We start from the raw sequence: 13,503 nt of genomic DNA, 5'->3' as shown, positions 1-13,503 counted from the left end.
GGGACTCGTGACATGACAACAAAACATGAACAGATCATAGCACATATCGAGTCGCTCGATGTCGGGTCCAAAATTTCGGTCCGCCAAATCGCGAAAGAGTTGGCGGTATCAGAAGGAACGGCGTATCGGGCCATCAAAGAAGCAGAGAATTTAGGATTTGTGTCGACGATCGAACGGGTCGGGACGATCCGAATCAAGCGTAAGCACAAAGAGAATATCGAAAAACTGACGTTCGCTGAAGTCGTCAATATCGTGGACGGGCAAGTGCTCGGCGGCCGTGACGGGCTGCATAAGACGCTCTCGAAGTTCGTCATCGGGGCGATGAAGCTCGAAGCGATGATGCGTTACATCGATGTCGACTCGCTCGTCATCATCGGAAACCGGGAAAAGGCGCATGAACTCGTGCTCCAGTCTGGCGGTGCCGTCTTGATCACAGGTGGATTCGATACGACCGACGAAGTGAAGCGGATGGCGGATAAATACCACATGCCGGTCATCTCGACTTCCTATGATAGTTTCACCGTCGCGACGATGATCAACCGTGCCATCTATGACCGTTTAATCAAAAAAGAGATTCTACTCGTATCGGATATCGTCATTCCGCTCCACGACACGTTCTATTTAAAAGTGGACGATACGGTCAAACGCTGGCATGAGCTGAATGAACGGACGAAACATAATCGCTATCCCGTCATCGACGAACAGATGAAAGTCGTCGGGGTCATCACGGCGAAAGACTTGATTGACCGCCCGCATGACACCGAAATCGAGAAAGTGATGACGAAGAGCCCGATCACGGTCGGCGTTCAGACGAGCGTCACCAATGCCGCCCATCAAATGGTATGGGAAGGTATCGAGATGTTGCCGGTTGTCGACAACTACGGCCGTCTGCTCGGAATCATCAGCCGCCAAGACGTCTTGAAGGCGCTCCAACTCGCCAACCGTCAACCGCAAGTCGGCGAGACGTTCGACAATATGATCACGAACCAATTGAAAGAAGATCCGAACTCGAACGGGACCGCGTTCACCGTCGAGGTCGCGCCGCAAATGACGAGCCACATGGGGACGGCGTCGTCAGGTGTCTTGACGACGTTACTTGTCGAAGGGGCGACCCGGAGTCTGCGTCATATGAAAAAAGGCGACCTCGTCGTCGAGAATATCACGGTCTATTTCATGAAACCGATTCAAATCGAGAGTCAAATTCGAGTCTCGGCCAACGTGTTCGACCTCGGTCGGAAGTTCGGGAAAGTCGACGTCGAGATGACGCAAGGCACGCAACTCGTTGCCAAAGCGCTCGTTACGGCGCAATTGATCGACCGTTAACTAAAAAACGAGCTGATGATGTCATCAGCTCGTTTCTGTCTGCCCTTATGCTTGTTTGATCGGCTCTTCGTTCGCGAGCGGATAGATTTTACGGTACCGGATGAACCCGACGACGGCATTGCCTAGCCCTAGGACGAGCATGGCGATGCTGACGATCCAACCGATTGTCGAGCCGAGCCCGAGGCCGCCGATCATCTGGTTGACGGCGAAAAGTGCGAGGAACAGGCTCAACCAGATGAGCGCTTGCGTGTTAAAGAGCGCTTTCCGGTATGGTGTCTTCGTCAAATAGGCGCGTCGTTTAGAAACGAAATAGGCACCTAACGAAAACAAAATGAGTCCGATCATAATTAATTGACCCAAGTGAAGAAACCCCTTTCAGACGTGTAATCTGTTATCATCATACCATAGAATAGTGTTCAAGAAAGCGAGGAATGGCGATGGCACACTGGCCAGAGGCAGCAACGATATTGAAATTGATTGAAGCGGCGGATACGATCATGATCCACCGACACGTCCGTCCTGACCCTGACGCGCTCGGCAGTCAGCTAGGGTTGAAGCGGATGTTAGAGGTCGCCTATCCGGAAAAACGGATTTACGTCGTCGGCGGCATCGTCCGCGACTTAGAATTTTTAGGCAAGATGGAGCATGTTGAAGCCGACATGTACAAAGACGCGCTCGTCATCGTGCTCGACACGGCTAACCACGAACGAATCGATGGGCCGCACGCCTTAACAGGCAAGACGGTCGTCAAAATCGATCACCACCCTGATGAGGACGCGTATGCGACCCATCAAATCGTCGACACGACGGTCAGTTCGACGTCGGAGATGATCGCTGAACTTGCGGGAATCTGGGGGCTTGCCCTTGACGAGGCGTCCGCATTCTTGTTGTTCGCCGGAATCGTCGGCGACACGGGACGGTTCCAGTTCCGCAATGCGACGCCGCGCACGTTTGAGGTCGCCGCCGAATTGATCAACTACGGCATCGATACGAATCGGTTGTATCGTCAAATGTATAAGACGAACTTGGCGACGTTACAGCTCCAAGGCTATGTGCTTCAAAACGTCAACGTGACAGAAGCGGGTGTCGGCTATGTCAAGATCGATGCGGACGTCTTGCGCACGTTCCACGCGACACCGGAAGCGGCATCGTTGCTCGTCAACAGTTTCTCTGGACTCGAAGGATTGAAGTGCTGGGTCATGTTCGTCGAGAACAAAGATGAGATTCGGGTCCGAATCCGTTCGAAAGGGCCGGTTATCAATGAAGTGGCGAAACGCTATCGCGGTGGCGGCCATCCGATGGCAGCCGGTGCCACGATCGATACATGGGAAGAGATGGACGAAGTGATTGCGGCACTCGATGAAGTCGCGGCGCCATTCACGTTCGAAACAGAAGAGAGCTGACCCGTTGGTCAGCTCTCTTCAGCTTTTGTCCTGATCTTGTGGGATGAACCATGTGCCGCGGTCGGTCACGTCCTCGACGACGTCGAGTTGATACTCGGCGATATAGCGGCGAAGTCGGTCGATAATCTCCGGGCTATCGGCGAAGACGGTCTGGCCGTTCTGTAAATTTTCGAGCTTGTCTCGTGCGATTTTACCCCGATTAATAATCATACGGTTTATACCCCCTTTTAGGAGAAGTTTTGTCTATAATTATTGTATCAGACAAGTGCCGGAATGAGTTTGACAATTGTGAAAAAAAGAAAGGGGGGATCTTGTGATCCACTTGAATGTACGATCGGCTTTTAGTTTGATGCAGAGCACGATTCGACTTGAACAATACGTCGCGCTGATGGCTGAGAGAGGGAGTCGGGCCGTCGCGCTCGCTGACGATGCATTATACGGCTTGCCGCAGTTCGTCCGATTGTGCGAACGCTATGCGGTCAAACCTGTCATCGGGTTGCGGACCAAGCTGCGGATGGACGGGTTTGACGTGTCTGTCCTCGTCTACGCGTTGACCGAGGAACAGTTGCCGGAACTGTATCGCCTTGTGCAGGCCGATGGAGTGACCGAGACGACCGAACTGGCGGTAGTCGTCTTACCGGAGAATTGGAAGACGAACGACCCAGTTCACCGCAGGCGCTTGTATAACCATCTGCTCGGTTACGTGAACGAGGAGAAACTATGGCTCGGATTGCCGGCGCCCCAAACGACGGAGCAGACGTTGATGCTCAGGCAGCTCCGCGAGATGCGGGAGGAGCTCGGCACGAAGCTCGTGCCGGCCCCCGAGACGTGTTACATGCGTCCAGAAGATTTCGAGGCGTATCGTGCCATCGTCGCCATCGGCGAAGGAGAGCTCATCTCGCAAGAAGACGTTCACCAGAAAGGGAAATACGTCCGCCTACCGAGTGAGATGAACGATTGGTTTGAACCGATCGAACTCGAGGCACTCGACCGATTCGAATCTCTCGTGTCCGTCACTCGGTTGCCGCAAGCGACAACATCCATCCCAGAATTCGAAGGTGCCATCGACCGGTTGAAGCGACTCGTTGCCGACCGCTTAAAGGCGCTCGACCTATTCCAAGAAGATTATATCGAACGGGCCCGCTATGAACTCGATATCATCGCGCGGACGGGTTTCGCCTCTTACTTCCTCATCGTCGAAGATATCGTTCGCTATGCGAAGGAACAAGGGATCGAGGTCGGTCCGGGTCGTGGTTCCGCGGCCGGGTCGCTCGTCAGTTTCGCGCTTCACATCACCGAGGTCGACCCAGTCCGGTTCGGTCTCTTGTTCGAACGATTTTTGAATCCGGAACGAATCACGATGCCGGATATCGACTTGGACTTCGAGGATGAACGACGCGATGAGGTCGTTCGCTACGTGTTGGAGAAGTATGGTGAAAACCATGCGGCCCAAATCGGTACGCTCGCCACGTTCGGTGCAAAGGCGGCGTTACGGGATGTCGCGCGGGCGCTCGGTCTGACGCTTGAAGAAGGACAAGCGGCCAGCAAACAAGTAAAAGATGACGGGTTGGCCGGGATTTTGGCCAACCCTTCGAAAGTGAAATGGTTCGCCGGCAGTCAAAAGCGCTCGCAGCTCTTGAAAATCGCCTCCGAGTTGGAAGGGTTACCGCGCCAAGCTTCGGTCCATGCGGCCGGCCTTGTGCTCAGCCGGGAGGCACTTGATGCGATCACACCGTTGCAGCCGACGACAGGGGAGCAAGTGACCCAATATAATATGAAGGATCTCGAAGCGCTCGGTCTGTTGAAAATCGATTTGCTTGGCCTGCGCAACTTGACGAGGCTCCGGCAGATGGAGGCGCTGATTCGGGAGACGGATGAGCTGTTTTCGCTGAAGACGATCCCATTGAATGACGCCAAGACGTTCCGCGTGCTCGCCCGGGGTGACACGGACGGGATCTTCCAATTTGAGTCGGAAGGGATGAAACAAGCGCTTCGGCAAGTGAAGCCGACCGAGTTCGAGGATATCGTTGTCACGATGTCGCTCTATCGTCCGGGGCCGATGCAGTTCATCGATACGTATGCGAAGCGCAAGCATGGGATGCCTTATCAAGCGGTCCATCCGGTCGTCGGCGACATCATGCGGACGACGAACGGCGTGCTCGTCTATCAGGAACAAGTCATGCGCTTGTTGCGGGAGCTCGCGGGGTATTCATACGCCGAGGCGGATTTGATACGCCGCGCCATCGCCAAAAAAGACGTGGCAGCGATTGACGTCGAGAAAGCCCGCTTCTTAGAACGTTCGTCGGAGCGGTTCAACATTGACTCGATGCGGCAAGTGTTCTCGTGGATCGAGAAGTTCGCTGGTTACGGCTTCAACCGTTCCCACGCCGTCGCCTACAGTTTGATCAGTTACCGTCTAGCTTATGTGAAGGCGCACTTTGAACGAATCTTCTACCTCGTGACGTACGACAAGACGAATCAGCTCGTCCGCATGTTGCGGAAAGGAAAAATCCCTGTCTATCCGCCCGACGTTCTGCACGGACAAGCCGCCGCCTTTTTAGAAGGGCCCGGCGTGCGTCTCGGACTGAAGGCGGTCCAAGGGTTGACGAAACGCGATGTCGAGCGGTTGATTGAGCATCATGCCGAGTTCACGGATGTGAAGCGTCTGCTTGAACTCATGGACTGGGGAACGAAAGACCATATGAAACTGCGACGCCTGCTCGGTGCTGGGGCGTTGGATCGGATGTACCACGGTGAGCGTCGACGTGCCTTTGAAGCGGTCGAACGGCTTCGCGAGGAGACGGAGACGCATCTGCTCCCGGATGAGTTGTCCGCGCTCGGATTAAAACGATCCGCGCCGATTGAGCCGAATTGGTCCGAGGAAGAACGAGAGGCGCTCGGGACGTGGATCGTCCATTCGCCATTGACGACGGTCGCGCCGCTCTCGATCGAGACGGTGACGATTGATGAAGTGCTCCATGGCGAACGCGGATTCATCGTCGTCTATGTGGACGCGATTCGGACGTTCAAGACGAAGAAGAACGAAGAGATGGGTGTCGTCATGGTCGATGACGGTGTGTCGCAAGATGAGGTCGTCATCTTCCCGCGGGTGTTCGCGCAATTTTCGCGCTCGCTTTACGTCGGGAACGTCCTCTTGCTCGAGGTGCATCCAAATGAACGGGACGGACGGCGTCAACTCGTCGTCGAGCGGGTCCGGCCGCTCCATGGACAAGCGCTCTTTGTCCGTCTGCGCTTGGAGTCGTTCGCCGACCTCGAAGAGTTGCTCCATACGTCCAAAGGGGATGTGCCGGTTATTTGTCGGTTCTCGGATTCAAAGGAAGTGAAGCAACTTGCCTCGGCGTATGCGATCAATCCGACGGAGTCATTGCTCTTGGCGTTGAAACAACGGTTTGGTGAAACGGATGTCGTGTTGAAGCGGGTCGACTCGAAATTGCCCGGTACGAAAACTAGTACCAAGTCATAAAAAGTGGTATAATCTGATTAATTGGTCTGACCACTTTAGAGAAAATGCCATCCAAAAAGGGAGTTGAACGGTCAGATGCATGGAAAACACGCATCCTCATTTCACGAAAATATTTCTAAAATTAGAACGTTGATCGTCCAGGCCTCACTCGAGCCAGGCGACCGTCTCCCGTCAGAACGGGAACTCGCCGAGACCCTATCCATCAGCCGTGCCTCGGTCCGTGAAGCGTTACGAGCACTCAGCTTCCTTGGAATCGTTGAGACGAGACATGGCGGCGGCACGTTTTTATGTGAGCAAGATCGCCATCGGTATATTGAGATTTTGTCTGAATTTATCGTCACGAAACAGACGAAGGCGTCAGACATTGTCGATATGTTGCGACTGCTCGAACGCTTGGCGTTGACGGAAGTCGAACCGACCCCGGAACGCATCGCGTTGCTCGAGGGGAGTGTGGAGACGGACCGTGCCTTCCGGCAGCATCTCATCTTCGGGTTGAAGAATGAACTGTTCATTCGAATTTGGAGTGAAGTAAACCGATTTTATGACGGGACGGACGCGGGCGACTTGTATACTGAAGATGAACGTAGACGATTGTTGGAGATGTGGCGTGAGGCGGGGATGCCGGAATGAACGAGGGGGAAGCGATGACTGCTTTTTTCAAGAAACCGAAACGATATATGCCTTTGCGTCAACGAGAACCAAAAATTGACGCACCACAAGGCTTGATGACAAAATGTCCATCCTGTAAATATATGCATTACACGAAACAGTTAAACGAAAATCATAAAGTGTGTGATTGCGGCTACCATTTCCCGCTCAGTGCAGATGAGCGGATTCACATGTTGGTCGACGGTCAATCGTTTGAAAAATTTGCGGGACCGCTCGTCAAAGAGAACCCGCTTGATTTTCCAGATTATGAAGATAAATTGAAAAAAGACAGGGAGCGAACTGGGATTGAAGAAGCCATCGTCTGTGGCCGCGCCACGATCGATGGGCTCCCGGTCGTCGTCTGCGTCATGGACGCCCGCTTCCGTATGGGATCGATGGGGGCGTATGTCGGAGAAGCGATCGCCTCGGCCGTCCGGACCGCGACGAAAGAACGATTGCCGGTCGTCCTGTTCACCGCTTCAGGCGGAGCGCGCATGCAAGAAGGCATGGTCAGCTTGATGCAGATGGCCAATACGTCGATTGCGTTGAAACAACATGACGAGGCCGGTCTCTTGTACGTCGCCTACTTGACGCACCCGACGACAGGTGGCGTATCAGCCAGTTTCGCGATGCTCGGGGATGTGAACGTCGCCGAACCTGGGGCGTTGATCGGCTTCGCCGGGCGCCGCATCATCGAACAGACGATTCGTGAGAAATTGCCAGACAACTTCCAAACTGCCGAGTTCTTGTTAGAAGCGGGGCAACTGGACGCCGTCGTTCACCGTGAACAGATGCGTTCGTTCTTGAAGAAGATGATCGAGTTACACGGCGGGGAGGTCCATCATGTTTGATCCAATCAAAGAAGTAAACGAACAGCTCGGGAAGCTGCGCGAGACGGCAGAGACGAAAGGCATCGACTTATCTCGAGAAATCCGTCATCTTGAAGCAAAGCTTCATCGATTAGAAAAAGACATTTATGGGAATATGAAACCGTGGGATCGCGTGCAACTGGCGCGTAACCCGAAACGGCCGACGACGCTCGATTATATCACCCAACTGTTTCCAGATTTCATCGAGTTGCACGGTGACCGTCACGGCTATGATGATGCTGCCATCGTAACGGGATTGGCCACACTCGACGGGACAGCGGTGACAATTATCGGCCATCAACGAGGTCGTAACACGAAAGAGAACATGAAACGTAACTTTGGGATGCCGCATCCAGAAGGCTATCGCAAAGCGCTTCGCTTTATGAAGCAAGCGGAAAAGTTCAATCGTCCTGTCATCACGTTCATCGATACGAAAGGCGCTTATCCTGGGAAAGCCGCCGAAGAGCGTGGACAAAGCGAGGCGATTGCGCGCAACTTGTTCGAGATGGCGACGTTGAAAGTACCGATTATCTCGATCGTCATCGGAGAAGGCGGATCGGGCGGAGCGCTCGGGATTGGTGTCTGTGACCGTCTGCTCATGTTAGAGAACAGCACGTATTCGGTCATTTCACCAGAAGGCGCCGCCGCGCTCTTGTGGAAAGACGCGAAGCTCGCAGAACGCGCAGCGGAAACGATGAAGATCACCGCACAAGATTTGCTGAATTTAGGGATTGTCGATGAAGTCGTCACCGAGGTATTCGGCGGCGCTCACATCGATGTGTCATTACAGTCATCACTCTTAAAGCCTGTATTAGCACAACACATGACAGAGTTGCGAGGCCGGACTCAAAATGAGTTGTTGCAAGGGCGGGCCGCCAAATATCATCAAATTGGCACAATTGGCTCGTGAAAACGTTAACAACCGCTTCGGGTTCACGTTCATTCACTCACGAGATGACTGGTTTTGAGCATACCCCATGCTTTTTTTTCACATACTTGTGTTGTAAAACAAAGGTCAGACATGGTATTTTATTTTCAGATTTCGTTAAAACACATAAGAGGTGAGTGACGTGAATTTAAAACGTATTGCGGTATTGACAAGTGGGGGAGACGCCCCTGGAATGAACGCTGCAGTCCGTGCCGTGACCCGAAAAGCAATTTTCGAAGGTCTAGAAGTGTACGGTGTGTATAACGGCTATCAAGGTCTAATCGAAGGAGATCTCGTCGAATTGAACCTCGGTTCGGTCGGCGATATCATTCAACGCGGAGGAACATTCTTACGTTCGGCCCGTTGCCCTGAGTTTAGAACGGAAGAGGGTCGTGCGAAAGCGGTCGAGCAGTTGAAGAAATTCGACATCGACGCGCTCGTAGTAATTGGTGGAGACGGTTCATACCGTGGCGCCCAAAAGTTGACAGAACTCGGTTTCCCAACAATTGGTCTGCCGGGAACGATCGACAACGATATCCCGGGTACAGATGCGACAATCGGATTCGACACAGCGCTCAACACGGCGCTTGACGCGATTGACAAAATCCGTGACACGGCGTCGTCGCATGAACGGACGTATGTCATTGAAGTGATGGGCCGTGACGCAGGTGATATCGCACTTTATGCCGGTCTTGCCGGCGGTGCCGAATCAATCCTCGTCCCAGAACGTCCAGAAGACTTGAGTGCGATCGTGGAACGCATCAACCATGGTGTGGCTCGCGGTAAGAAACACTCGATCGTCGTCGTCGCTGAAGGCGCCGGCAGTGCGGAAGAGATCGGAAAGATGATCGCTGAGAAGACAAACTCAGAGACACGCGTGACGATTCTTGGACACATTCAACGTGGCGGTTCCCCGACTGCTGCGGACCGCGTGCTTGCGAGCCGCATGGGTGCTTACGCTGTCGAGATTTTACTCGAAGGCAAGGCAGGACGTGTCGTCGGCATTCGTGCCGGTAAGATGATGGATCTCGATATCGACGAAGCGCTCGATCACAACAAGCACACGCTCGATATGCAGTTGATCGATCTTTCGAACCAACTTTCGATTTAACGAGTACCAGTGAACTCCACAGAGACGGGATCAGGTCGGTTGACCCCCCGTTTTCTGTGTGTAAATGTAATACATCCCCTAGGAGGTTTTTATTTATGCGTAGAACGAAAATTGTATGTACGATTGGACCAGCTTCAGAGAAACGTCTTCCGGAAATGATTGAAGCCGGTATGAACGTCGCCCGTCTCAACTTCTCACACGGTGACTATGAAGAGCACGGCGCACGTATCCGCGACATCCGTGAAGCAGCAAAAGCTGCCGGCAAAGTCGTGACGGTTCTTCTTGACACGAAAGGTCCTGAAATCCGTACACATACGTTTGAAGACGGAAAAGCACTCCTCGAAAAAGGCAAAGAAGTCATCATCGTCTCAACAGAAGAAATCGTCGGAACGAAAGATCGTTTCTCGGTCACATACGAAGGTCTCTACGAAGACGTTGAAGTCGGTTCACGCATCATGCTCGACGACGGACTCATCGGTCTCCTTGTCGTTGAGAAGCTCCCGAACCGTGACCTTCGCTGCGTCATCGAAAACGAAGGCGTCATCAAGACGAAGAAAGGTGTCAACTTGCCTAACGTCAAGGTAAACCTTCCTGCCCTTACAGACAAAGATATCGCCGACATCGAGTTCGGGATTTCACAAGACATCGATGTCATCGCGGCATCGTTCGTCCGCCGTGCGTCTGACGTCGTTGAGATTCGTCAACTTCTTGAACGCAACAACGCGTCACACATCAAAATCTATCCGAAAATCGAGAACCAAGAAGGTGTCGACAATATCGACGAAATCTTGGCGATTTCTGACGGTTTGATGGTCGCTCGTGGTGACCTCGGAATCGAGATCCCAACGGAAGAAGTCACACCAGTTCAAAAAGAATTGATCAAGAAGTGTAACGACCTCGGGAAACCGGTCATCACGGCTACACAAATGCTTGATTCAATGCAACGCAACCCGCGTCCAACACGTGCGGAAGCATCTGACGTTGCCAACGCCATCCTCGATGGTACGGATGCGGTCATGCTTTCAGGTGAGACGGCAGCAGGGGACTACCCAATCGAGTCAGTTCAAATGCAAGCAGCAATCGCTGGACGTACTGAGCAAATGCTCGACTACAAAAACTTGCTTAAAGATCGTCAGAAACGCAGTGAGCACACGGTCACGGATGCAATCTCACAAGCGGTTGCCCACACGGCAATCAACTTGAACGCGAAAGCGATCTTGACACCGACACAATCAGGTTACACGGCTGCTCGTACAGCGAAGTATCGTCCAGAGGCGAACATCATCGCGGTCACAGAGTCAGAGCGTGTGGCACGTCAATTGAACCTCGTTTGGGGCGTGTACCCGATCATTGCTGACACAATGCCGAACAACACGGATGAGATGTTGGTACAAGCTTCAGAAGCGGCTCGCCACGCTGGATTCGTCACAGACGGTGACCTCGTCGTCATCTCGGCAGGTATCCCGGCTGCGACTGCGGGTACGACGAACATGATGAAAGTTCATATCGTCGGTCACGCCCTCGCAAACGGCCGCGGGATCGGTGAGCGCGGTCTCGTCGGTGAAGTCGTCATTGCGAACAATGCAGACGAAGCGAATGCGAAAGCGAAAGACGGCATGATCCTCGTCGCACCATTCACAGACAAAGAAATGATGCCAGCGATTGAAAAAGCAGCTGGAATCATCACTGAAGACGGCGGATTGACGAGCCATGCTGGTATCGTCGGGCCATCACTCCGTAAACCGGTCATCGTCGGTGTCGAATCAGCGACATCAACGTTCCGTGACGGACAGATGATTTCGATCGACCCACTTACTGGTAAAATCTACAACGCGTAATCGAATGCCAATCGAACCGACTCTCTCATGAGTCGGTTCTTTTTCCATTCAGAAAGAGAGTCTATAATGAGTGCGTATTTGTTCTTATTGCTGCTCGTGTTGATCGGCGTCATTGCCCATAACCAATCGATCATCATCGCCAGCAGCGTCCTATTGATTATTAAAGCAATCGGATTCGGTGATCAACTGTTCCCGACGCTCGCCTCAAAAGGCATCCATTGGGGCGTGACGATTATCACGATTGCCGTGCTCGTCCCGATTGCGACCGGTGACATCGGGTTTAGGGAATTGTGGAATAGTATTAAAGGGCCGGTCGGCATCATCGCTTTCGGCTCAGGAATCTTCGTCGCGCTCGCCGCGGCCCAAGGCGTTCAATTGATGCGAGTCGAACCCGTCGTGACGACGGCACTCCTCGCGGGCACCATTCTAGCCGTTGGTTTCATGAAAGGTGTGCCGGTTGGACCGCTGATTGGAGCCGGGATCGCCGCTTTGATTTTAGGTGGATTTAGCCTGTTAGAAAAATGGTTCTGACATTTTTTGACGGCTGGATACGCTTACATTTCTTTTTTTCAGTAAATTGTTTATACTAGATAAAGGACAGGGTGGAGCGAGCTCGAAACGGATTGGGGAAAGTGTTCGACTTCCCGCCCTTATTCCCTACACAACAGACTGTATGATGCGGTCGATCACTTTTAAAGACTGAGGGGGAGTTATTGATGTCAACGACAAAAGGATTAGAAGGAATTGTGGCAGCGGCCTCAAAAGTCAGTTCGATCATCGACGGACAATTGACTTACGGAGGATACACAATCGACGATTTGGCGGACCACGCCACTTTTGAAGAGGTTGTTTTCCTATTATGGAACGACCGTCTTCCAAAAGCAGATGAATTAACTAAGCTCTCTGAAGCGCTCGTGAAAGAAGCCAAATTACCAGAAGAAGTCATCGCGACGCTCGAACGGGCGCCGAAATCGGCCAATGCGATGGCGACGATTCGGACGGCCCTTTCACAGCTCGCGCTTTATGATGAAGAGGCTGAAGATATGAGTACAGAAGCGAACATGCGCAAAGCGATTCGTCTCCAAGCTCAAATTGCGACGATTGTAACGGCGTTCGCTCGTCTTCGTAAAGGCGAACAACCGGTTGCGCCGAAACCTGGCTTGTCGTATGCGGCCAATTTCCTATACATGTTGAACGGAGAAGAACCAAGTGAGGTAGCCGAGAAGACGATTGATAAGGCACTCATCCTTCACGCCGACCATGAATTGAACGCTTCGACGTTCACGGCCCGCGTCTGCGTTGCCACGTTGTCTGATATTTACTCAGGCGTGACGGCAGCGATGGGAGCGCTCAAAGGCCCGCTTCACGGCGGTGCGAATGAGGCAGTCATGAAAATGCTCCACGAGATTGGTTCGGTCGACAAAGTCGAAGACTACGTTCGCGGCAAGTTTGAGCGTCGTGAGAAAATCATGGGCTTCGGTCACCGTGTCTATAAGGACGGCGACCCGCGTGCGAAACATTTGAAAGAGATGAGCCGCCAACTGACGGCCCAAATCGGCGAGCCGGAATGGTACGAGATGTCTGAGAAGATCGATCACCTCGTCGAGACAGAGAAAGGCTTGAAGCCGAACGTTGATTTCTATTCAGCATCGACTTATTATGCGCTCGGTCTCGATGAAGAGTTGTTCACACCGATTTTCGCCGTCTCACGCATGTCGGGCTGGATCGCCCACATTCTCGAACAGTATGCGGACAACCGCTTGATTCGTCCGCGCGCCGAGTACGTTGGCGAGACGAACCGGTCATACGTCCCGGTGAATGAGCGTTAATTGACGCGACACGAGAAGATCGAGTCACAATTTAGACATAAACTTTGGTAAACTAACAATTGACGTAGGT

The 13,503-nt window shown here is 52.9% G+C and carries 12 protein-coding genes; 10 read left to right on the top strand and 2 right to left on the bottom strand.

All coding sequences use genetic code 11. The features are described 5' to 3' along the window. The first annotated feature begins 12 nt into the window (after positions 1-12). Complete coding sequence (locus KNP78_RS01270; RefSeq protein ID WP_034778238.1) at positions 13-1,323, top strand: DRTGG domain-containing protein; 1,311 nt, start codon at positions 13-15, stop codon at positions 1,321-1,323. A gap of 45 nt (positions 1,324-1,368) precedes the next feature. On the opposite strand, the gene KNP78_RS01265 is transcribed toward KNP78_RS01270, so the two are convergent. Beyond that, entirely contained in the window at positions 1,369-1,683 is a 315-nt protein-coding gene (locus tag KNP78_RS01265) for a YtpI family protein (protein ID WP_233004412.1), read from the bottom strand. A 77-nt stretch (positions 1,684-1,760) separates the two neighbouring features. Here KNP78_RS01265 and KNP78_RS01260 point away from each other — a divergent pair, with 77 nt between their 5' ends. Further along, positions 1,761-2,726: a DHH family phosphoesterase gene (locus KNP78_RS01260; protein ID WP_214706652.1), complete on the top strand. Its 966-nt coding sequence runs from the start codon at positions 1,761-1,763 to the stop codon at positions 2,724-2,726. An 18-nt stretch (positions 2,727-2,744) separates the two neighbouring features. On the opposite strand, the gene KNP78_RS01255 is transcribed toward KNP78_RS01260, so the two are convergent. Beyond that, positions 2,745-2,936, bottom strand: coding sequence for a YtzJ family protein (locus KNP78_RS01255; RefSeq protein WP_034778236.1), 192 nt, complete (start codon positions 2,934-2,936; stop codon positions 2,745-2,747). 103 nt (positions 2,937-3,039) lie between these two features. Between KNP78_RS01255 and dnaE the strand changes: the two genes are divergently transcribed. From dnaE to citZ, 8 genes are all read left to right on the top strand, one after another. Continuing rightward, positions 3,040-6,210: a DNA polymerase III subunit alpha gene (dnaE, locus tag KNP78_RS01250; protein ID WP_214823154.1), complete on the top strand. Its 3,171-nt coding sequence runs from the start codon at positions 3,040-3,042 to the stop codon at positions 6,208-6,210. A 75-nt stretch (positions 6,211-6,285) separates the two neighbouring features. Continuing rightward, the gene (locus KNP78_RS01245) at positions 6,286-6,840 is read left to right on the top strand and encodes a FadR/GntR family transcriptional regulator (RefSeq protein ID WP_034778231.1); all 555 of its coding nucleotides are present in this window, start codon (positions 6,286-6,288) and stop codon (positions 6,838-6,840) included. Positions 6,841-6,854: 14 nt separating this feature from the next. Next, on the top strand, positions 6,855-7,709 hold the full coding sequence (gene accD / locus KNP78_RS01240) for an acetyl-CoA carboxylase, carboxyltransferase subunit beta (protein ID WP_034779984.1): 855 nt from the start codon (positions 6,855-6,857) through the stop codon (positions 7,707-7,709). After that, positions 7,702-8,637, top strand: a complete 936-nt coding sequence (locus KNP78_RS01235; RefSeq protein WP_034778229.1) for an acetyl-CoA carboxylase carboxyltransferase subunit alpha — start codon at positions 7,702-7,704, stop codon at positions 8,635-8,637. Before accD ends, KNP78_RS01235 begins: the two co-directional genes overlap by 8 nt. A gap of 160 nt (positions 8,638-8,797) precedes the next feature. Beyond that, on the top strand, positions 8,798-9,766 hold the full coding sequence (pfkA, locus tag KNP78_RS01230; protein ID WP_034778227.1) for a 6-phosphofructokinase: 969 nt from the start codon (positions 8,798-8,800) through the stop codon (positions 9,764-9,766). A 95-nt stretch (positions 9,767-9,861) separates the two neighbouring features. Beyond that, complete coding sequence (pyk, locus tag KNP78_RS01225; RefSeq protein WP_214823153.1) at positions 9,862-11,604, top strand: pyruvate kinase; 1,743 nt, start codon at positions 9,862-9,864, stop codon at positions 11,602-11,604. Positions 11,605-11,670: 66 nt separating this feature from the next. Then, positions 11,671-12,135, top strand: coding sequence for a DUF441 domain-containing protein (locus KNP78_RS01220; RefSeq protein ID WP_034778223.1), 465 nt, complete (start codon positions 11,671-11,673; stop codon positions 12,133-12,135). Positions 12,136-12,320: 185 nt separating this feature from the next. Then, on the top strand, positions 12,321-13,433 hold the full coding sequence (gene citZ / locus KNP78_RS01215; RefSeq protein WP_214823152.1) for a citrate synthase: 1,113 nt from the start codon (positions 12,321-12,323) through the stop codon (positions 13,431-13,433). The last annotated feature ends 70 nt before the right edge of the window (positions 13,434-13,503 follow it).

Source organism: Exiguobacterium sp. s28 (genome assembly GCF_018618135.1).
Classification (GTDB): Bacteria; Bacillota; Bacilli; order Exiguobacteriales; family Exiguobacteriaceae; genus Exiguobacterium; species Exiguobacterium mexicanum_A.
The sequence above is the reverse complement of the archived record's forward strand: the minus strand, read 5'-3'. Positions and strand labels throughout refer to the sequence as shown.